At 71.0% G+C, this 18,736-nt stretch carries 23 protein-coding genes; 7 read left to right on the top strand and 16 right to left on the bottom strand.

Annotated features, from left to right (window positions below):
* The 6 genes from BLQ91_RS00390 to BLQ91_RS00365 form a co-directional block, all read right to left on the bottom strand.
* Positions 1 to 1,566, bottom strand: a complete 1,566-nt coding sequence (locus BLQ91_RS00390; RefSeq protein ID WP_090094576.1) for an AMP-binding protein — start codon at positions 1,564 to 1,566, stop codon at positions 1 to 3.
* A gap of 399 nt (positions 1,567 to 1,965) precedes the next feature.
* Entirely contained in the window at positions 1,966 to 2,811 is an 846-nt protein-coding gene (locus BLQ91_RS00385; protein WP_090094575.1) for a DUF4349 domain-containing protein, read from the bottom strand.
* A gap of 60 nt (positions 2,812 to 2,871) precedes the next feature.
* The gene (locus BLQ91_RS00380) at positions 2,872 to 3,351 is read right to left on the bottom strand and encodes a type III secretion system chaperone family protein (RefSeq protein ID WP_090094574.1); all 480 of its coding nucleotides are present in this window, start codon (positions 3,349 to 3,351) and stop codon (positions 2,872 to 2,874) included.
* A complete protein-coding gene (gene mshA, locus BLQ91_RS00375; RefSeq protein WP_090094573.1) occupies positions 3,348 to 4,595 on the bottom strand; it encodes a D-inositol-3-phosphate glycosyltransferase in 1,248 nt (415 codons plus the stop codon). The genes BLQ91_RS00380 and mshA overlap by 4 nt, the downstream gene beginning before the upstream one ends.
* On the bottom strand, positions 4,592 to 5,341 hold the full coding sequence (locus tag BLQ91_RS00370; RefSeq protein ID WP_245732909.1) for an alpha/beta fold hydrolase: 750 nt from the start codon (positions 5,339 to 5,341) through the stop codon (positions 4,592 to 4,594). The genes mshA and BLQ91_RS00370 overlap by 4 nt, the downstream gene beginning before the upstream one ends.
* 58 nt (positions 5,342 to 5,399) lie before the next feature.
* Entirely contained in the window at positions 5,400 to 6,539 is a 1,140-nt protein-coding gene (locus BLQ91_RS00365) for a L,D-transpeptidase (protein ID WP_090095885.1), read from the bottom strand.
* A gap of 92 nt (positions 6,540 to 6,631) precedes the next feature.
* Here BLQ91_RS00365 and BLQ91_RS00360 point away from each other — a divergent pair, with 92 nt between their 5' ends.
* Positions 6,632 to 7,363: an SDR family oxidoreductase gene (locus BLQ91_RS00360; protein ID WP_090094572.1), complete on the top strand. Its 732-nt coding sequence runs from the start codon at positions 6,632 to 6,634 to the stop codon at positions 7,361 to 7,363.
* Here the strand turns inward: BLQ91_RS00360 and BLQ91_RS00355 are convergent.
* Both BLQ91_RS00355 and BLQ91_RS00350 read right to left on the bottom strand, forming a co-directional pair.
* Positions 7,317 to 8,330, bottom strand: coding sequence for a chymotrypsin family serine protease (locus tag BLQ91_RS00355; RefSeq protein WP_090094571.1), 1,014 nt, complete (start codon positions 8,328 to 8,330; stop codon positions 7,317 to 7,319). The two genes, BLQ91_RS00360 and BLQ91_RS00355, sit on opposite strands and share 47 nt — an antisense overlap.
* A gap of 77 nt (positions 8,331 to 8,407) precedes the next feature.
* Positions 8,408 to 9,520, bottom strand: a complete 1,113-nt coding sequence (locus tag BLQ91_RS00350) for a UDP-N-acetylmuramate dehydrogenase (protein WP_090095884.1) — start codon at positions 9,518 to 9,520, stop codon at positions 8,408 to 8,410.
* Here BLQ91_RS00350 and BLQ91_RS00345 point away from each other — a divergent pair.
* Genes BLQ91_RS00345 through purU form a run of 4 tightly spaced genes read left to right on the top strand, consistent with a single transcriptional unit; the run spans position 9,507 to position 12,404 of the window.
* Positions 9,507 to 9,995 (top strand): DUF2505 domain-containing protein, encoded by a 489-nt coding sequence (locus BLQ91_RS00345; RefSeq protein ID WP_176959511.1) that lies wholly within the window; start codon positions 9,507 to 9,509, stop codon positions 9,993 to 9,995. The two genes, BLQ91_RS00350 and BLQ91_RS00345, sit on opposite strands and share 14 nt — an antisense overlap.
* Positions 9,974 to 10,780 carry an SAM-dependent methyltransferase gene (locus BLQ91_RS00340; protein WP_090094569.1) on the top strand — a complete coding sequence of 269 codons (807 nt, stop codon included), beginning with the start codon at positions 9,974 to 9,976 and terminating at the stop codon, positions 10,778 to 10,780. The genes BLQ91_RS00345 and BLQ91_RS00340 overlap by 22 nt, the downstream gene beginning before the upstream one ends.
* A 9-nt stretch (positions 10,781 to 10,789) precedes the next feature.
* Positions 10,790 to 11,515: a maleylpyruvate isomerase N-terminal domain-containing protein gene (locus BLQ91_RS00335; RefSeq protein ID WP_090094568.1), complete on the top strand. Its 726-nt coding sequence runs from the start codon at positions 10,790 to 10,792 to the stop codon at positions 11,513 to 11,515.
* Between the two features lie 37 nt (positions 11,516 to 11,552).
* Complete coding sequence (gene purU, locus BLQ91_RS00330; protein WP_329788742.1) at positions 11,553 to 12,404, top strand: formyltetrahydrofolate deformylase; 852 nt, start codon at positions 11,553 to 11,555, stop codon at positions 12,402 to 12,404.
* Between the two features lie 5 nt (positions 12,405 to 12,409).
* Here the strand turns inward: purU and BLQ91_RS00325 are convergent, their stop codons facing one another.
* Both BLQ91_RS00325 and BLQ91_RS00320 read right to left on the bottom strand, forming a co-directional pair.
* Entirely contained in the window at positions 12,410 to 12,814 is a 405-nt protein-coding gene (locus BLQ91_RS00325) for a hypothetical protein (RefSeq protein ID WP_090094566.1), read from the bottom strand.
* On the bottom strand, positions 12,811 to 13,248 hold the full coding sequence (locus BLQ91_RS00320) for a hypothetical protein (protein ID WP_090094565.1): 438 nt from the start codon (positions 13,246 to 13,248) through the stop codon (positions 12,811 to 12,813). Before BLQ91_RS00320 ends, BLQ91_RS00325 begins: the two co-directional genes overlap by 4 nt.
* Positions 13,249 to 13,575: 327 nt before the next feature.
* Between BLQ91_RS00320 and BLQ91_RS00315 the strand changes: the two genes are divergently transcribed.
* The gene (locus BLQ91_RS00315) at positions 13,576 to 14,643 is read left to right on the top strand and encodes an LOG family protein (protein ID WP_090094564.1); all 1,068 of its coding nucleotides are present in this window, start codon (positions 13,576 to 13,578) and stop codon (positions 14,641 to 14,643) included.
* On the opposite strand, the gene BLQ91_RS00310 is transcribed toward BLQ91_RS00315, so the two are convergent.
* Positions 14,620 to 15,180 (bottom strand): YbaK/EbsC family protein, encoded by a 561-nt coding sequence (locus BLQ91_RS00310; protein WP_090094563.1) that lies wholly within the window; start codon positions 15,178 to 15,180, stop codon positions 14,620 to 14,622. The two genes, BLQ91_RS00315 and BLQ91_RS00310, sit on opposite strands and share 24 nt — an antisense overlap.
* A gap of 93 nt (positions 15,181 to 15,273) precedes the next feature.
* Here BLQ91_RS00310 and BLQ91_RS00305 point away from each other — a divergent pair, with 93 nt between their 5' ends.
* Complete coding sequence (locus tag BLQ91_RS00305) at positions 15,274 to 16,032, top strand: MerR family transcriptional regulator (protein WP_090094562.1); 759 nt, start codon at positions 15,274 to 15,276, stop codon at positions 16,030 to 16,032.
* Between the two features lie 28 nt (positions 16,033 to 16,060).
* On the opposite strand, the gene BLQ91_RS00300 is transcribed toward BLQ91_RS00305, so the two are convergent.
* From BLQ91_RS00300 to BLQ91_RS00280, 5 genes are all read right to left on the bottom strand, one after another.
* Positions 16,061 to 16,612, bottom strand: a complete 552-nt coding sequence (locus BLQ91_RS00300) for a type 1 glutamine amidotransferase domain-containing protein (protein WP_090094561.1) — start codon at positions 16,610 to 16,612, stop codon at positions 16,061 to 16,063.
* A gap of 9 nt (positions 16,613 to 16,621) precedes the next feature.
* Positions 16,622 to 17,278 carry an alpha/beta fold hydrolase gene (locus BLQ91_RS00295; protein WP_176959510.1) on the bottom strand — a complete coding sequence of 219 codons (657 nt, stop codon included), beginning with the start codon at positions 17,276 to 17,278 and terminating at the stop codon, positions 16,622 to 16,624.
* A complete protein-coding gene (locus BLQ91_RS00290; RefSeq protein ID WP_090095882.1) occupies positions 17,275 to 17,568 on the bottom strand; it encodes a DUF2516 family protein in 294 nt (97 codons plus the stop codon). Before BLQ91_RS00290 ends, BLQ91_RS00295 begins: the two co-directional genes overlap by 4 nt.
* Positions 17,569 to 17,670: 102 nt before the next feature.
* On the bottom strand, positions 17,671 to 18,324 hold the full coding sequence (locus BLQ91_RS00285; protein ID WP_090094560.1) for a hypothetical protein: 654 nt from the start codon (positions 18,322 to 18,324) through the stop codon (positions 17,671 to 17,673).
* Positions 18,325 to 18,329: 5 nt separating this feature from the next.
* Complete coding sequence (locus BLQ91_RS00280) at positions 18,330 to 18,707, bottom strand: helix-turn-helix domain-containing protein (protein WP_176959509.1); 378 nt, start codon at positions 18,705 to 18,707, stop codon at positions 18,330 to 18,332.
* Between the last annotated feature and the right edge of the window lie 29 nt (positions 18,708 to 18,736).

Here is an 18,736-nt window from a genome sequence, read left to right as displayed (position 1 = left end):
TCAGGCCTGTTCGCGTGCCCTGAGGTCCTTGCGCAGGATCTTGCCCGCCGCCGACTTCGGGATCGCCTCGATGAACTCCACCACGCGCACCTTCTTGTGCGGCGCGACCTGCGAGGCCACGAACGCCATGACGGCGTCGGCGTCCAGGGTCGAGTCCTCCTGCCGGACCACGAACGCCTTCGGGATCTCCTCGCCGTCCGCGTCGCGCACGCCGATGACCGCCGCGTCGGCGATCTCCTCGTGCGTCAGCAGGACGGCCTCCAGCTCGGCCGGCGGGACCTGGTAGCCCTTGTACTTGATCAGCTCCTTGACGCGGTCGACGATCGAGACGATGCCGTCGGCGTCGATCACGGCCACGTCGCCGGTGTGCAGCCAGCCCTCGTCGTCGATGGTCGCGGCGGTGGCCTCCGGGTTGTTCAGGTAGCCCTTCATGATGTTCGGGCCCTTGCACCACAGCTCGCCGCGCTCGCCGGAACCGACGTCCTGGCCGGTGGCCGGGTCGACCAGGCGGCACTCCAGGTTCGGGATGATCACGCCGACGGTGCCGATCGAGATGTCCTCGCGGCCGTCCGGGATGGCGTGGCTGACCGGCGACATCTCGGTCATGCCGTAGCCCTGCGAGACCTTGCAGCCGATGCGCTTCTTCACGGCGTCGGCCAGGTCCTCGTCGAGCGGGGCCGCGCCCGAGAAGAGCAGCTTCATCGGGGACAGGTCGTAGTTGTCGACGATCGGGTGCTTCGCCAGGGCGACGGCGACCGGCGGGGCGATGTAGACGCGGTCGGTCCTGTGCTCGGCGATGACCCTCAGGAACTCCGGCAGATCGAACTTCGGCAGCGTCACGACCACGCCGCCGATGTAGAGGCCGTTGTTCATCAGGACCTGCATGCCGTAGATGTGGAAGAACGGCAGCACGGCGAGGATCCGCGTGTGCGGGCCCACGTCGGACAGGATCGGTTCGCACTGCACGAGGTTCGCGACCAGGTTGCGGTGCGTCAGCATCACGCCCTTGGGCAACGCGGTCGTGCCGGACGAGTACGGCAGCACCGCGATGTCGTTGGCGGGGTCGATGGACACCTCGGGCACCGGGTGCGTGTTCGCCAGCAGCTCGGGCAGCGACGGGTAGCCCTCGGCGCCGTCGAGCACGACCACGTCGGTCACGCCCGCCTTCGCGGCTCCTCCAGCGGCGTTCGGCAGCAGCACCGAGACCGTGAACAGCATCTTCGCGCCCGCGTCGTGCAGCTGGTGCGCGACCTCGTCGGGCGTGTAGAGCGCGTTGATCGTGGTGGCCGTGGCGCCCGCCCGCAGGATGCCGTGGAAGACGACGGCGTAGTACGGCGTGTTCGGGCTCAGGATGCCGACGACATCACCTTTGCCGATACCTCGGGCGGCCAGCGCGGCCGCCAGGCGGTCGACGGCACCGGCGAGCTGCCCGTAGGTCAGCGTCGCGCCGGACATGCCGTCGATGAGCGCAACCCTGTCCGCCCGGTCGGCGATGTCGCCGAACAACAGCTGGTGCAGCGACACGTCGGGGATCTCGACATCGGGGAACGGACTGCGAAAGACCATGCGGCGACCTCATTCACTCGCTGAACACCCAGCCTGTGGGGTCATCGTGAGCCAGCCCACTGGACTGGTCAAGGACTGATGCATCGCTGCAGATGCGTTACTTTGCGCCGCTAAATACACTCGAATGGAGTAATACAAGCACTTGTGATCGCAAGGATGTATCTGAGAAGTTGATACCGCCTCCGCGAGTCGGCTCCCACGCTCGATCGACGAGCGCGAGGCACCTTGCGCGGTTCGTCTCCCCCCGTCGAATCGCGTGGCCCGCTTGGGATCCGCAGGCTCCCCCCGTCCACGGATCCACTGCAGCGGGGACCTTTGACGCGGGACGGCTCGATGCGACTCCCCCTCTCTCCCGAGCCGTTCCGCGCATCACAAAGGCACACTTTCAGTAGGACTTGATCACGCTGCCTCGCTCGTTCGAGTGACGCGCTTGCGCCGCCGCATCAGGTAGACGACGGCAGCCGCGGGCACTCCGAGCGCCACCAGGAACGGCAGCACCGCGCCGATGCCGATCAGCACCACGCCCGTGACCGCGACCAACGCGTCCCAGCCCCCGGCCAGCGCTCCGAGGAAGCCGACCTTCTCCTCCTCCGGCGGGGCGATCGGCGTGGTCGCGACGTCCACGGTGAGCGTCGCCATGGCGACCTGGCCCTTGAGGGACTCGCTGCGCCGCTGCATGGACTCGAGCTCGGCCTGCCGCTTGGTCAGCTCGCTCTCGACCTGGGCGACCTCCGACGTCGACCCGGCCCGCTCGAACAGCGCGCGGAGCCGCTCGACGCTCGCCTTCTGCGTCGCGATCCGCGACTCGACGTCGACCAGCTGGTCGGTGACGTCCTGGCTGCGCACCTCGCTGCGGGTGACTTCCCCCACGTTCGCGAGATCCTGGACGAGTTCGTCCAGCTCCGCCGACGGCACCCGCACGGTCACCGACCCGGACTTCTTGGTCGAGTTCTCCTGCCCCGCGAACCCGCCCGCCGCCCGTGCGCGGTCCTTGACCTGACCGATGGCCTTCAGCACGTCGTCGGCCCGGAGGTCGACGTCCGCCGTGCGCACCAGCTGGCGTTCTTGCTGCTGCACCGGCTGCACGGCCGGCGCGTTCTCCTGCCGGGGCGCAGCGTTCTGCGCCGCCTGCGGTGGGGCCGCGGCGTCCTTGGCCGAGGTCCCACCCCCGCTCGAGCCGCTCCCGCACCCCGCCGAAGCAAGGGCCAGCAACGCGATTCCCACCCACAGCCCTGGTCTACGCATGCCCTTCGGACGGCTCCGGCGGGAACGGGGGTTGCCGCGTAGGCCGAAACGAGTTGCCCGCTACTCCGAAACGAGATGTTGGAACGCGGCCAGGTTCGCGAGCGACTCGCCGCGCGACACCCGCCACGCCCACTCCCGGCGGATCGCGTCGGCGAACCCGATCTCGAGCAGCGGGTTGAAGTCGCCGTCCGCCGCCTCCAGCACCTGGCCGAGCAGGCGGTCCAGCTCGTGGGAGGTCACGGCGTGCTTGCCGACCCTGCCGACGAGGTAGATGTCACCCTCGCTGTCGATCGTGTAGTGCACCCCGTACAGCCGGGCGTTGCGGCGCAGCAGGAAGCGGTAGACGTCCTCGAACGACTGGTCGGGCCGCCGGCACACGAACGCCTCGACGACCAGGGCGTGCCCGGTCTCGACCAGCCACACGTTGGTCTGCAGCTTCTTGGTGCCCGGCAGCGTCACGAAGAACTTGCCCGGCTCGCGCCGGTCGTAGGTCAGCTCCCGTTCGTCCAGGAACTCCTTGATCACACTGTCGACGCTCAAGCGAAAACCTCCCGGCGGAACACGTCTGCCGCCTCTTGGTACCCCGCCAGCAGTGCGTCAGTCGTCCGGTCCCAGGAGAAGCGCCGCGCATGTCCCACGGCGTTGCCCGCCAGGTGCTCCCGCCGCGGCAGCGCGAGCCCGCTGATCGCCGCGGCCCACTCCACCGGCTCGTGCCCGTCCACGAGGATCCCGGACACCCCGTCGTCGACCGCGACCGGCAGCCCGCCGACCGCCGCCGCGACCACGGGCGTCCCGCAGGCCTGGGCTTCCAGCGCGACCAGCCCGAACGACTCGTTGTGGCTCGGCACGGCCACCAGGTCCGCCGCCCGGTAGACCTGCGCGAGCGCGGGCCCCGGCTGCGGCGGCAGGAAGCGCACCACGTCCGTGATCTGGAGCTGCCCGGCCAGCTCCTCCAGCGCCTTCGGCCGTTCCGTGCCGCTGCCCGACGGCCCGCCGACGATCAGCACGACCAGCCGCGACCGCAGTCCGGGATCGCGCACCAGCATCTCCGCGGCGGCGCGCAGCAGCACGTCAGGGGCCTTCAACGGCTGGATCCGGCCGACGAACGCCAGCACGACCGCGTCCCGCGGGATGCCGAGCGACCGCCGGGCCTCCCCCCGGTCACCGGGCGTGAACCTGTCGAGGTCCACCCCGGGAGGCACGACGGCGACCTTGGACGGCTCCGCGTCGTAGAGCTTGACCAGCTCGCTCGCCTCGATGTCGGTGTTGGCCACGAGCCGGTCCGACTCGCCGACCACCTGCTCCTCGCCGATCACCCGCATCCGGGGCTCCGGCGCGTCGCCCTCGGCCAGCGCCAGGTTCTTCACCTTCGCCAGCGTGTGCGCGGTGTGCACCAGCGGCACGCCCCACCGTTCGCGCGCCAGCCAGCCGACCTGCCCCGACAGCCAGTAGTGCGAGTGGATCGCGTCGTAGTAGCCGGGCTCGTGCCGGGCCTCGGCGCGCAGGACGCCTGCCGTGAACGCGCAGAGCTGACCGGGCAGCTCCTCCTTGCCCAGGCCCTCGAACGGCCCCGCGGCGACGTGCCGGACGCGCACGCCGGGCGCCAGCTCCGCGACCGGCGGCAACTCCGAGGACGTGGCACGGGTGAAGATCTCCACCTCGACCCCGCGCCGGGCCATCCGGGTGGCCGTTTGCACGATGTAGACGTTCATCCCGCCCGCGTCCCCCGTGCCCGGCTGCTCGAGCGGCGAGGTGTGCACCGAGAGCACCGCCACGCGCTTCATCGGGCGACTCGCAGGAGATCGGCGGAGAACCGCTCGGGCCGCTCCAGGAAGGGCGCGTGCGCGGTGTCGGGGTACAGGCTCAACTCGGCTCCGGGGATCAGGGCGGCGGAGTACTCGGCGGCGGCAGGGGCGACCACCTCGTCTTGAGTTCCGTGCACGACCAGCGTCGGCACGTCGACTGCCTTCAACACGTCGGCGCTGCCCACATCCCTGCGGAACAGCTCTCCCCGCACCCTAGGGCTGACGGAGGTCGCGGCGGCTGTGAGTTCGCCGACCGTCCCAGAGGGCAGGACAGGGGCCATGGCCTGGCAGAACTCCGCCATCACGGCGTCGTCGGTGATCGCGCCGGGCAACGCGGCCCGCATCACGGGGCCGGTCTCACCTCCGGGGCGACCGCGGCCGATCTCGGTGATGGCGCTCACGAACACGAGCGCGTGGACGTTCGCCGTGCCGTGGAAGCGGAGGTAGTCGGCGATCACGAGACCGCCGTAGGACCAGCCGACGACGGTGGCGGGCCCCGTGTGGTCGAGCACGGCCTTCAGGTCGGCGGCCCACCGCGCGGAGTCGCGGTAGTCGCCGAAGTCGTCAGACTCGCCGTGTCCTCGCAGGTCGACGGCGTGGGCGTGGAAGCCGGGGAGGTCCCAGACGGCTCCGGTCTGCGCCCAGCCGTGGATCAGCACCACCGGCGGCGCCCCGGCCGGACCTGATTCACGGACGGCCAGTCGTCCCCCGCCGGCCGCCGTCACGTGTGTCAGCTGCACACCCGTGCGAACGACCTGGTCGGGGGACGCATTCCCGCCGGTCCTACTTGACGGCGGACTTCGCCTTCCACTGGTCCCAGGTGAGCTGCCAGTCGTACCAGTCGAACTGCGGCGGCAGCGTGGTGATCGAGCCGGTCACCTCGACCGGGTCACCGACGAGCGCGGAGTCGTGGTACGCCTTCGCGTCGGCCTCCAGCAGGTTCGCGCAGCCGTGCGAGGTGTTGTTGCTGCCGATGTTCGCCGCGTTGTCGTTGTTCTCGTGGATGAACTCGCCGTGGTTGGAGAACCGCACGGCCCACTTCTTCACGACGTTGGTGTAGCCGTAGCGCGGGTTGTCGAACGAGAACGAGTCGTGCTTCGACATGACGACGAACGTGCCGTTCGGCGTCGTGAGCTCCGGGTCGGCGTCCTTGCCGAACGACGCCGGGTAGTCGGCGACCTGCTGGCCGTCGCGGAACACCTTGAGCCGGTGCGTCGGGTTGTCGATCTTCACGACCTGGTTGCGGCCGATGGTGAAGTCGCTGGTCACGTCGGCCTTGCCGAACGCGCCGCCGCCGTAGCTGACGCCGTAGAGCTTCGCCTCGACCTTGACGGTGGTGTTCGCCGGCCAGTACTTCTCCGGCCGGTAGTGGACCTCCTGGGCGTTCAGCCACGCCCACGAGCCCTGCACGTTCGCCGAGTTGGTGACCTTGAGCGCCTTCTCGACGGTCGCCTTGTCCTGGACCGGCGCCTCGAACTTGACCATGATCGGCGCCGCGACGCCGACGATCTGGTTGTCGCTCGGCCAGAGGGTCGCGCGGGTCTGGGAGCCGGGCGCCACGGTGGTGAACGAGCCCTTGAGCTCGACCGGCTTGCCGTCGCTGCCGACGACCTTGCCGGAGTAGCTGTACGACTTGCCGTAGCCGAGCGGCTCGGCGGTCGTCCAGCCCGTCCTGTCCTGGGTGAGCGTGCCCTTGACCTCTTTGCCCTCCGGCGACTTCAGCGCCACGGACTCGATCTCGCCGTCGACCACGGTCACCTGAACGGGACTCGTGACCTGCACGTCCTTGGTTCCGTCGACCGGTGACAGGGTGACCTTCGCGGACGGCAGCGAGCTGTCCGCCTTGGGCGACCCTGCCTCGACACCCGAGCAGCCGGTCAGCAGCGCCAGACCGGCGACCAGCGCGGCAAGTGTTCTCTTCACGGTTTCGACCTCCCACAAGCAGGACGTCCGACACGACCGGGTGGTGCGGGTGACGTCGGTCACACGCATGTCGGCCGCCTACGATCGAGATCGTGAATCGACCTGTCGCAGTAGTGACCGGAGCCAGCGCGGGCATCGGAGAGGCCACCGCGCGGCGGTTGGCCGCGGAGGGGTTCCACGTCGTGCTCGGCGCACGTCGTCTGGAGCTCCTCCACGTCATCGCGAAGGAAATCGACGGGACGGCCCTCGAGCTGGACGTCACCGACGAGGCCTCCGTCACCGCCTTCGCGGAGCGGGTACCCGAGGCGCGGGTGCTCGTGAACAACGCCGGCGGCGCCCGTGGCCTCTCGACCGTCGCCGGGGGCGACCCCGGCGAGTGGCGCTGGATGTGGGAGGCGAACGTCCTCGGCACCCTGCTGGTGACGAAGGCCTTCCTCCCGAAGCTGATCGCGTCCGGGGACGGGCACATCGTGTCCGTGACGTCCATCGCGGCGTTCGAGGCCTACGACAACGGCTCGGGCTACACGAGCGCCAAGCACGCGCAGTCGGCGTTGCACCGCACGCTGCGCGGCGAACTGCTCGGGCAGCCCGTGCGCGTCACCGAGATCCAGCCGGGCATGGTCGAGACCGACTTCTCCGCCAACAGGTTCGGCGGCGACACCGAGCGCGCGGCGAAGGTCTACGAGGGCCTCACACCGCTGACGGCCGACGACGTGGCGGACGTCATCTCGTTCGCCGTCACCCGGCCCTCGCACGTGAACCTCGACACGATCGTGCTCAAGCCGCGGGCCCAGGCCTCCGCGACTCGGGCACACCGGGAGTGAGCAGCTCGACGTCGAGCTGACGCAGGACGGGCTCGACGGGGTTCGCGAACCCCGTCGAGCCCGAACCGGCGACGTACAGGCCCACGACGCGGTTGTCGGCGTCGACCAGCACGGCGCCGCTGTCGCCGTGGTCGCCGAAGCGTTCCGCCGAGTGCACGCGGATCTGGTCGCGCAGCGTCCGGACGCCGATGCCGTCGCCGAAGTCGAGCCGGATCGTCGCCTCGGTCGACTCGACCACGCCGTACGTGAGCCCGGTGGTGCGGCCGCGTTTGCGCACGGACGAACCGATCTCCGCCCGCGCGCTGCCGGTGACCGCCCCGATCTCCAGCACCTCCGCGCGGAACGGCCTGCCGCCCATCCGCAGCCCCGCCGCCGACACGGCGCCCGCGAGCGCCGCCCGGTCCAGCACGGCGACCTCGTCGGCTCCCGGCACGCCACCGTCCACCCTGGACGGGTGCACGAACTCGTCGCCCACCGCCCACGAGTCGTCGACGCAGCCGACGTGGAACGTGGTGAGCCCCAACACCCTGCGCGGCTCCTCACGCGTGACGGCGAACGCGCCGAGCGTGCCGGCGATCACGTAGTCGCACGCCTTCGGCACGTCGGGCGGCACGATCCGGAACGCCCGCGCGGGGCCGATCCCGATCCCGCCGCGCAACACCGCGTGCCGTTCCCCCGCGACGGGTTGCTCGTCCGAATAGCGCACGGCCCTCGCCCGGTGCAGCACGATCGACTCGGCGACCACGTCGGTCAGCACGCCGGCGACCTCGACCGGGATCTGCCGCGGGTGCTCGGGCCCCTTGGCGCACACGTACACCACGATCGCGGCCTTGCCGGTCGGGCGCCCGCCGGTGACCTTCTCGCCGATGTCGACGCCGATCACGCCCGGACGGCTCAGGAACTCGTCTTCGACCATGCGCTTGACCGGCCTGATGACCTCGCGCGCGTTTTCGTCGAGGTAGCTCATAGCGACCTCCCGCACTTCCTCTACCTCAATGAAACACGCCGGGTAGCGGTTGGTCACATAGCGTCACTCGAACAGACCTACAACCGCACGCCCACGAAGACCGGTTCGGGGTGCAGCTCGACGCCGAACGCCGCCCGCACGCCGTCGCGCACCTCGCGCGCCAGGTCGAGCAGGTCCTCGGTCGAGGCGCCACCGCGGTTGGTGAGGGCCAGCGTGTGCTTGCCGGACAACGACACCCGGCCGCCGGGGCCCTGGTGGCCCTTGTGGAAGCCCGCGCGTTCGATCAGCCACGCCGCGGAGAGCTTCTTCCGGCCGTGGCCCGCCGGGTAGACCGGCACGTTCACGTCGGCGCCGAGGCGGTCGGAGATGCGGATGAGCACGCTCGTGAACGTCGCGTCGTCGATGATCGGGTTCGTGAAGAACGAGCCGGCGCTCCACGTGTCGTGGTCGGCGGGGTCGAGCACCATGCCCTTGCCGCGGCGCAGCTCCAGCACGGCCTTGCGGGCCTCGTCCGCCGGGACGCGATCACCCTGCGCCACACCGAGGACGCGCGCGAGCTCGCTGTACCGGATCGGCGCGGACATGCCCCCCGAGGTGAGCGAGAACCGGGTGCGCAGCACGACGGCGTTGTCCGTGCCCTTGAGCACACTGGTGCGGTAGGCGAGACCGAGCTTCGCGGCGGGCACCTGGTGCACCTTGCCGCTGCGGCGGTCCAGCAGGTCGACCGACTGAAGCACCTGGGAGATCTCGACGCCGTACGCGCCGACGTTCTGCACGGGCGTGGCGCCGTTGAGGCCGGGGATGCCCGACAGGCACTCGAGGCCGCCGAGGCCCTGCGCGACCGCCTCGGCGACGACCGAGTCCCACTCCTCGCCCGCCTCGACGGTGAACTGGACGATGCCGCCGCCAAGCGGGTCGAGCCGGAAGCCCTTGGTGGCGACGTGCACGACCGTGCCGTCGAAGCCGTCGTCGGAGATCACGAGGTTCGACCCGCCGCCGAGCACGAGGACCTTCTCGCCGGTGGCGGCGTCGGCTGTTCGCACGGCTTCGACCAGCTCAGAGGCGGTCGTGGCGTGGACGAACCGCGCGGCCGGCCCACCGAGTCGGAGCGTGGTGCGCTCGGCCAGAGGTGCGGACTGCGTGGTGGTCACGGACGTCAACGGTAGCCTCCGCGACATGGCACGCCGCATCGAGCACCACACCACCTCACCCCATTCGGCGGAGAAGGTCTTCGGCGCGATGGTCGACGAGACCCATCTGCGCGACCGGCTGGCCGCGATCGGGGGCGCGAACGCCGAGCTCGTGACGTTCTCGAGCACCGGCGGGAAGACGTCGTACCAGCTCAAGCAGGGTGTGCCGGCCGAGCACCTGCCGTCGGCGGTCAAGGCCGCGCTGGGCGGCGACCTGGTGATCCAGCGCACGGAGACGTGGGCCGCGGGCGCCGGCACGGTCGAGGTGGCCGTGGGCAGCGTGCCCGGCCGCCTGGAGGGCTCGTTCACCGTGCTCGACAACGGCTCCGGCTCGAAGACCACCCTCACGGGAGAGGTCAAGGTGGGCATCCCGCTGCTGGGCGGCAAGCTCGAGAAGCTGATCGCGGAGCAGGTCGCCGTGCTGCTCGACAAGGAGAGCGAGTTCACGTCGGAATGGCTCGCAAACCGCGGCTAGCGGCCGGCCGGGCCCGTGCGCTCGGCCTGCCGACGCGCGGCACGACGAACCCGAACCGCCTGCGCCGGGTCGACCGCTGGACGACCGGCACGCTCGCCGGTTTCCTCCGCGACGCCGCCGACCCGCTCGTGGTCGACCTCGGCTACGGCGCGACGCCGATCACCACCGTCGAGATGGCCTCCCGGCTGCGGGCGGTGCGTCCCGACGTGCGCGTGCTCGGGCTGGAGATCGACGCCGACCGGGTGGAGGCGGGCAAGGCCGTGGCCGACCCGCCGTGGCTCGACTTCCGGCGCGGCGGCTTCGAACTGGCCGGCGCCCGTCCGGTGCTGCTGCGCGCGTTCAACGTGCTGCGCCAGTACACCGAGGAGCAGTCGTTCGAGGCGTGGGACACGATGCTGTCGCGCATGGCTCCCGGCGGCCTGGTCGTCGAGGGCACGTGCGACGAGATCGGTCGTCGCTGCACGTGGGTGACGTTGTCGGCCGAGGGGCCCCTGCGGTTCACGCTGGCGTGCAAGCCGTCCGGGATCGAGGTGCCGTCGGACCTGGCCGAGCGGCTGCCCAAGGCGTTGATCCACAAGAACGTGCCGGGCGAGCGCGTGCACGCCCTGCTGGCCGAGCTGGACGCCTGCTGGGCGACGGCGGCGCCGTTCGCGCCGTTCGGGCCGCGGGCCCGGTGGGTCGAGTCGGCGCGGCTGCTGGCCGAGCGCGGCTGGCCGGTGCTGGACGACCGCCGCCGTTGGCGGCTCGGCGAAATCACGCTCGATTGGGCCGCCGTCGCGCCCTAGGGTGGTTCGGTGGACTTCGTCGCGCAGATCGAGAGCCAGACTTCGTCGTTGCGTTCCTCCGCCCTGAAGGCGGGTCCGGACGCCCCGGTCCCGTCATGTCCCGAGTGGACGGTGCTGGACCTCGTGCGGCACATCGCCGAGGTGCACACCTGGGCGGCGGAGGCCGTCGTCACCGGCCCCGCCGGCAGCAGGCCCGGGTGGCCGCAGTCCCCGCAGGACTTCGACGACGTGTTCTCGTGGTGGGACAACGGGTTCTCGCTGCTCGTCGACCGCCTGCGCGAGGTGCCCGCCGACCGTCCCGCGTGGACGTTCCAGGGATCGGGGCTCGCCGGCTTCTGGGCCCGCCGGCAGGCGCACGAGACGTCCATCCACCGCCTGGACGCCGACCTCGCGACCGGTCAGGAGCTGCCGCCGCTGGTGTTCGACCCGGAGTTCGCCGCGGACGGCGTCGACGAGTACCTCACCGTCCTGGTGGGCCGCCGCATCGAGCTGGGCTTCCCCGTCACGGCCACCGGCAGGCTCCTGGTGCACGCCGCCGACGCGGGCCGCACCTGGGAGCTCCGGCTGACCGAGGGCGAGCCGCTGGTCGTCGCCGCCCCGCGGGACTCGGCCTTCGAGGAGGACGCCACCCTCGCGGGCACCGCCGACGCGATCTACCGCTTCGTCTACGGCCGTCCGAGCCACGCGATCGTGACCGGAGACGAGTCGCTGTTGGCGGGTCTGCCGAGGCCGTGAATACTTCTGCGGCGTGTCATCGCCTGAGCGTCGCTATGTGATCACCTTCGGCTGCCCGGACCGCACCGGCATCATCGCGAGGATCTCGTCGTTCCTCGCGGAGCACGGCGGCTGGATCGTCGAGGCCGCGTACCACACCGACCCGGAGACGGGCTGGTTCTTCACGCGCCAGGAGGTCCGCGCGGACTCCCTGCCGTTCGGCGTGGACGACCTGCGCGCCCGCTTCGCCGACGTGGCGGCGTCCCTGGGCGCGCAGTCGACGTGGACGGTGACCGACACGGGCGCCCGCAAGCGCGTGGTCATCCTCGTCTCGAAGGAAGGCCACTGCCTCTACGACCTGCTGGCCCGCGTCGCGACCGGTGAGCTCGACGTCGAGGTCTCCGCCGTCATCGGCAACCACCCGGAGCTCGGCGACATCACCCGCGCGCACGGCATCCCGTTCCACCACGTGCCGTTCCCGGTCAACGACCCCGAGGGCAAGCAGGCGGCGTTCGCACAACTGCGGCTTTTGGTGGAGAAGCACGACCCGCACGCCGTGGTGCTGGCCCGCTTCATGCAGATCCTGCCGCCGGAACTCTGCGCCGCCTGGTCCGGCCGCACGATCAACATCCACCACAGCTTCCTGCCGTCGTTCATCGGCGCCCGCCCGTACCACCAGGCGCACCGCCGGGGCGTGAAGCTCGTGGGCGCCACCTGCCACTACGTGACCGCCGACCTGGACGCCGGACCGATCATCGAGCAGGACGTGCTGCGCGTGCACCACGGCGACTCGGTGGCCGACATGGTGCGCAAGGGGCGTGACATCGAGAAGGTGGTGCTGGCGCGCGGGTTGCGGTGGCACCTGGAGGACCGGGTGCTGGTGCACGGCAACCAGACGGTGATCTTCTAGCGCCGCTAGCGGCCCGGGTCGAGCTCGCCCGCCTCCGACCGGGGCCCGTACCGGCGCTCCATCTCCACCACGTCCCCGAGCTCGAACCGGACGTCGGACTTGCGCAGCTCGACCCCGGTCTCGTCGGCGAACCGCACCCGGAAGTCGACGGTGCGGCCCGTGCCCGTCCAGTAGTCGCGCTTCACGATCTCCAGCGCGCGATCGGCCGTGCCCCCGTCGCGCACGGTCGCGGTGACGGTGAGGCGTTGCTCGTGGTCGAGGTCCGCGCGGTGCTGGACGACCACCTCGGAGACGCCGTCCTCGGCGTTGAGGTCGGCTTCGATGCGGTCGGCGAGGCTTTCGACCGTGGAGTCCGAGGTTCCGCACGCGGCGAGGAGCAGGGCGAGCGGGACGAGCAGCACGCGCCTCACGGCTTCGACCTCTCCGGGCGCGGGCCGAAGACGAGCTCCAGGTCCGATGGCAGGTCGACGTCGCCCTCGCGGACCGGCTTGCCCGAGTCGCGCCTGTCGCCGTAGGGCGGGTCGTCGGTCGAGTAGACGACGTAGCGGGCGGAGCAGGACTTCCAGGTGCCGCGCCAGCAGTCGCGGCGGGCGATCTGCACGAACTCGTCCACGACCTGGTCGGAGATCCGGTCCGCCCGCAGCATCACCTGGAAGACCAGTCTGTCGTCGGCGTCGAGGCCGTGGGTGTACTCGAACTGCGCAGCGGCGGTCTCCGGGCGCTGCTTCCAGTCGGAGACGACCTGCTTGCCGACGGCGTTGAGCTCCGGGTCGAAGCCTTCGAGCGCGCCGCAGCCGGACAGCGCGGCGAGCAGCGGAAAGAGGAGGAGCACGGACTTACCCACCCGGCAGATCCTAGGGCGGGCCCCGCCGGCCTCGTCGCGGCGAGGCCGACCGGGCCGTCGTCAGAGCTTTGAGGCTGCCCGCTGCACCGCCTCGACCAGCCACGCAGGCGCGGAGCAGTTCGGCGGTGACCACGTCGGTGGCCCGGTGGTCGGGCGCTTCGACGCCCAGCAGCAGGCCCCGGCCTGTCGCGTGGGCCTTGCCGGCGGCGGCGCGCAGGCGGCGGCAAGGCCCGCGGCCTCTCGTCAGGGGGTCGAGCGGACCCGGGTTCCCACCACCACGTCCGGATTCGGGGGCACGGCGGTTCGCCCGGGGCATAGGCTTTCGCCGTGCGGATCGAAATCACCGACCTCGACCAGCTGCGGGCAGCCCCTGACCTGCGCAAAGCCGTCATCATCGGGCTGGACCTCACCCGTGAGGACGTGCGCGTGCCGCTCGACGGCGCGCTCCTGCTCGGCTGCACCCTCAGCGAGACCATGCAGCGCCGGGCGGAAGCCGCCGGAGCGTTGATCTTCCCGGTGATCCCGGACCTGCCCTACGACGTCTACCGCTCGTCGCTCTACACCCCGGCGGAGCTGTTCGCGGGCTTCGACCCGGCGAACCCGAAGTCGTACGCCGACACCCCGGACGCGGTGATCTACCGGCACAGCAAGCAGCAGGGCCACCACCCCGACCCGCTGCACGCGCTGGCCGAACGCCTGCACGACCACTCGATCACCGAGGCCCTCGACGAGACGCTGACGGGCTCCCCGGTCGCGGTCATGGGCGGCCACGCGCTGGCCCGCGGCTCGGACGGCTACCGCGGTGCCGTGGAGCTCGGCGCCGCCCTGGGCGGCGCGGGCTTCACCGTGCTGACCGGCGGCGGACCGGGCGCGATGGAGGCCGTCCCGCTGGGCGTGCGGCTGGGCGAGGTGGACACCGACGTCCTCGACGCCATCGCGCGGGCGCCGTCGTTCGGCGGCGACGACGAGTCGATCGGCCGCTGGCTGGCGGCGTTCCCGGAGATCCGCAGCTTCGACCGCCCGCGCACGATCGGCATCCCGACCTGGTTCTACGGCCACGAGCCGCCCAACCCGGCCTGCGAGCTGCACGCGAAGTACTTCGCGAACTCCGTGCGCGAGGAGGGCCTGCTCACGGTCGCGACCGGCGGCATCGTCTACACGCCGGGCAGGGCGGGCACGGTCCAGGAGGTCTTCCAGGACTTCACCCAGAACTACTACGGCAGCGTCGGTCCCGCCGCGCCCATGATCTTCCTGGGCGAGCACTTCTGGACCGACGAGGTCCCGGCCGCGCCGCTCGTGACGAAGCTCGCGGCGGGCCGGGAGGCCGAGCAGTGGATCCTCGTGACGGACGACGTCGACGAGGCGGTCGAGCTACTGCTCAAGTACGCGGGCTAGCTCCGGGAGGACCTCGGCTCCGGCGAGCTTCACCAGCACGTCGCCGGGGATCAGGACCTTGCTCCCGCGGATGCCGCTGCCCACGATCAGCTCGGGGGCGGCGGCGACCTCGGGCGAGACGAGGACCGGCCAGTCCGCGGGCACGCCGATGGGCGTGATGCCGCCGTACTCCATGCCGGTCAACGCCACGGCCTCGTCCATCGGCGCGAACGACGCCTTGCGCGCGTCGAGCCGCTTGCGGATGACACCGTTCACGTCCGCGCGCATGGTCGCGAGCACCATGCAGGCCGCGTAACGGACCACGTCACCGCGCTTGCCGGCGACGACGACGCAGTTCGCCGAGGCGGCCAGGGGCGAGCCGTAGTGCGCGCAGAACTCGGCGGTGTCGGCGAGCGCGGGGTCGATCTCCGCCACGGCGACGCGATCAGCACCGTCCAGCGCCTTCAGCGCGGCCGCGACCGGTTCGGCAACCAGGTCGAGGCGCGAGAGGACCGGGACGGGATCCAACGAACCAGCGATAGTCCACACGGTGCTCATTGTCGCTGCTCCGCGAACCCCGGCCGAACTCGCGTTTGACCTTGACGCCGCGTCAACCCCTACCGTCGATCCCAGAGCGCGAAGGGGGAACCGATGGCCTGGTCGATCGCCCAGGTGGCCCGGATGTCGAAGGTGACGTCCAGGACGCTGCGGCACTACGACTCGATCGGCCTGCTGCCGCCGGCCTGGATCGGCGACAACGGTTACCGCTACTACGAGAAGGAGCAGGTGCACCGCCTGCAGCAGATCCTGCTGCTGCGCGACCTGGGCCTGGGCCTCGACGTGGTGGCGGAGATGTTGAACGGCACGGACCAGCTGACCGTCCTGCGCAACCACCACCGGTGGCTGCGGGACGAGAGGGAGCGGCTGGACCGGCTCGCCGACACCGTCGCGCGGACCATCGCGGAACTGGAAGGAGGGGACGAGGTGAAGCTGGAAGAGCTGTTCGACGGCTTCGACGCGAAGAAGCAGGAGCGTCACGAGGCCGAGCTCGTCGAGCGCTACGGGGAAGGTGCCCGGCAGCACATCGACGACAGCAAGGAGAAGATGAAGGGCTGGACGCGCGCCGACGCGGACCGGTTCATGGCCGAGTGGCAGGACATCGCGCGTGGGCTCGGTGAGCTCTACACGGCGGGCGAGGCGGTCGACGCCCCGCGGACGCAGGAGCTGGTCGACCGCCACTACCGCTGGATCTGCCTGAGCTGGACGCCCGACCGGGAGTCCTACAAGGGCCTCGGCGACCTCTACGTCGACTCGGACGAGTTCCGGGTCAACTTCGAGGTCGAGGGCGGCGGCAACATGGCCGAGTGGACGCGTGACGCGATGGCGCACTACGCCGACACGCGCCTCTAGCGAGACCGCCGGGAGCTGCAGATCCCGGCTACTCGGCCAGGCCGAACGCCTTGAGGGCCTCCCGGTTGAACGCCGGCAGGTCGTCGGGGTTGCGGGACGTCACGAGCGTCCACCCGTTCATGTCGCAGACGCGGACCTCCTGGTCCTCCCAGTCACCGCCCGCGTTGCGGATGTCGGTCCGCAGGCTCGGGAACGAGGTGAGCATCTTGCCGCGCACCACGTCCGCCTCGACCAGCAGCCACGGCCCGTGGCAGATCGACGCGATCGGCTTGCCCGCGGCGACCAGCGCCTTCACCAGTGCGACGGCGTCGGCGTCCATGCGCAGGAAGTCGGCGTTCGCGACACCGCCGGGAATCACCGCGCCGTCGTAGTCCTCCGCCGAGGCGTCGGCGTAGGCCGTGTCGACGGGGAACGAGTCCGCCGGCGTGAGGTGGTTGAACCCGCGGACCTCACCGAGCTTCGGCGCGAGCAGCCGCGGCACTCCGCCGGCCTTCTCGACGTGCGTCCACGGATCGGTGAGCTCGACCTGCTCGATGCCTTCCGTGCCGACCAGGAACGCGATCTTCTTCTGTTCAGCCATGCACTTCGGCTACCCGCCGAGGAAGGCGGCCAACCTGTGCCGGACCGCGGCCCGGTGCGAGATCATCGGCGAGGGCGAGTCGATCAGCCACAGCTCCCCCTCGGGGAACGCCGCCGCTGTCGCCTTGGCCACGTCCTCGGGGTGCAGGGGGTCACCCACGGCACCGATGACCAGCACCGGAGCCTTCACCGCCGCCAGCGCGGCAGCGTCGGGCACGGCCACCTGGCCCGGCAGCTGCTCGGCCGCGGCGGTCAGCCTCGTCAACGCCTGCCGCCGCTCGGCGACGTAGGCGGGCGGGCCGACCGTGAGGTCCGCGAGCTGCCGCACCGTGAACGGCGGCCGCGGCTGGTCGAGCACCGCGGGCAGGAGCAGGGCCACCCGCCGGAAGCGGGCGGGCTCGGCGGACAGCAGCCGCACCAGAGCTCCGGCGCCCAGCGAGACACCGACGGCCTGGTCCGCCTCGACGGTGCCCAGATCGGCCGCGATCCGGCCGTAGTCCCAGTACCCGGCGGGTGCGTCCGGAGCGTCGCCGTGCGACGGCAGCGTCACCACGACGCGGGTTCCGGGCAACCCGGAGGCGGGGATCCTCGCCTCACCGGGGGTGGCGCCGAGCCCGTGGGCGACCAGGGTCACCGGCGAGCCGGAGCCGTAGGAGTGCGTGATCACCAGCGGGGGCCGCGCTGGACCTCGATCAGCTTCGGCCGCACGTCCACCATGTACACGAGCACCGCGACGAGACCGGCCAGCCAGAAGATCGACCCCACACCACCCGGTCCGAACAGCAGCAGCGCCGCCGTCCCGCCACCGGTGATGCCGAGCCACGCGGGCTTGGTCATGCGCTCGGCCGCCGTGTAGGCGTCCACGCGCTGGGTCAGCGCGTGGAAGAACGCGAACAGACCCAGGATGCTGAACCCGAGGTCGAACACGAAGTACACGACGGTGTCGAGGTACCAGATGCTGAAGATCGGGATTTGGAACACGCACCCAGACTACGTGCACGTACGACGGGAGGGGAGCAGCCCTCTCGGACTGCTCCCCTCCCGGGAGACCTCAGCGCGTCACTTGGTGGTGTCCGGCGTGGCCTTCTTCGCGGCGGGGGTGGTGCCGGTGGTGGTGGTGGTGCGAGCCGTCGTCGCCGGCTTGCGCGGCGCGGTGCGGGCAGCGGCCTTGCGGGTCGTGGTGCGGACCTCGTGCGCGGCCTCGCCACCGACCTCGACGATCTCCTCGGCCAGCTTCTCGGCGGCGTCCTCGACCTCGTGGGCGACCTTCTCGCCGACCGAACGGGTGCGGCGGGTGACCTTGCCGAGGACGTCGTCCGCGATCACCTTGGCGTCGGCGGCGGCGGTCCCGGCGCGCTTCTGCGCGGCCTCGACGGCCTGCTTGAGCTGCGGCTGGGCCTTGATCTGCTCCAGCGTCTGCTCGCCCTGGTCGGCGAGGTAGGTGTACAGGTTCACCGCGGAGGCCGTGTAGACGTCGACCAGCTTCTTGAGCTCGGCCGGCTGCAGCTTCTCGCGCAGGTCCTTGAGCTCGGCCGGGAGGTCGACGCCCTGGGTGCGGGCCTCCTCGGCGCGCTCCTTGGCCTTGCCGAGGGCCTCGACGACCGCCTTGGCGGCGAGGTCACCGGCTCCGAGCGCGGCGAGCAGCGCCTGGCGTGCGGCGTGGGCGGCCTGCTCGGCGCCCTTGCGAACGTCGTCCTGGGTGAGCTTCGGCATGGGGATCAGTCCTCCTGTCGTTCGGCGGAGTTCTCCCGCCTGAAAGATTCGTAGACGTCGAGCAGCACCTGCTTCTGCCGCTCGGTCAGATCGGTCGCGGCGACGATGGCGTCCGCCAGCGCACCGCCTTCGCGTTGCTGGAGGATCCCGGCCTCGACGTAGAGCGCCTCGGCCGAGATGCGCAGCCCCTTGGCGATCTGCTGCAGGATCTCCGCGCTGGGCTTGCGCAGTCCTCGCTCGATCTGGCTCAGGTACGGGTTGGAGACACCCGCCTGCTTCGCCAACTCCCGCAAGGAGATCTTGGCGGTGTTGCGCTGCTCGCGGATGTACTCACCGATGTTGCGGCCGAGGTCCGCGACTGCTTTGTCGATGGACTTGTCCACTGTTCCCGCTCCCGTTCCTCGTGCCACCG

It is taken from the genome of Lentzea jiangxiensis, from assembly GCF_900104175.1.
Taxonomy (GTDB): Bacteria; Actinomycetota; Actinomycetes; order Mycobacteriales; family Pseudonocardiaceae; genus Lentzea; species Lentzea jiangxiensis.
This window is presented reverse-complemented; position numbering and strand designations above follow the sequence as displayed.

What these genes read in the sequence shown, in the direction of transcription:
- BLQ91_RS00390 (WP_090094576.1), bottom strand. Translation starts at nt 1,566, where the DNA reads ATGGTCTTTCGCAGTCCGTTCCCCGATGTCGAGATCCCCGACGTGTCG.
- BLQ91_RS00385 (WP_090094575.1), bottom strand. Translation starts at nt 2,811, where the DNA reads ATGCGTAGACCAGGGCTGTGGGTGGGAATCGCGTTGCTGGCCCTTGCT.
- mshA (WP_090094573.1), bottom strand. Translation starts at nt 4,595, where the DNA reads ATGAAGCGCGTGGCGGTGCTCTCGGTGCACACCTCGCCGCTCGAGCAG.
- BLQ91_RS00355 (WP_090094571.1), bottom strand. Translation starts at nt 8,330, where the DNA reads ATGAGCTACCTCGACGAAAACGCGCGCGAGGTCATCAGGCCGGTCAAG.
- BLQ91_RS00345 (WP_176959511.1), top strand. Translation starts at nt 9,507, where the DNA reads ATGGCACGCCGCATCGAGCACCACACCACCTCACCCCATTCGGCGGAG.
- BLQ91_RS00350 (WP_090095884.1), bottom strand. Translation starts at nt 9,520, where the DNA reads ATGCGGCGTGCCATGTCGCGGAGGCTACCGTTGACGTCCGTGACCACC.
- BLQ91_RS00340 (WP_090094569.1), top strand. Translation starts at nt 9,974, where the DNA reads ATGGCTCGCAAACCGCGGCTAGCGGCCGGCCGGGCCCGTGCGCTCGGC.
- BLQ91_RS00310 (WP_090094563.1), bottom strand. Translation starts at nt 15,180, where the DNA reads ATGAGCACCGTGTGGACTATCGCTGGTTCGTTGGATCCCGTCCCGGTC.
- BLQ91_RS00305 (WP_090094562.1), top strand. Translation starts at nt 15,274, where the DNA reads ATGGCCTGGTCGATCGCCCAGGTGGCCCGGATGTCGAAGGTGACGTCC.
- BLQ91_RS00300 (WP_090094561.1), bottom strand. Translation starts at nt 16,612, where the DNA reads ATGGCTGAACAGAAGAAGATCGCGTTCCTGGTCGGCACGGAAGGCATC.
- BLQ91_RS00285 (WP_090094560.1), bottom strand. Translation starts at nt 18,324, where the DNA reads ATGCCGAAGCTCACCCAGGACGACGTTCGCAAGGGCGCCGAGCAGGCC.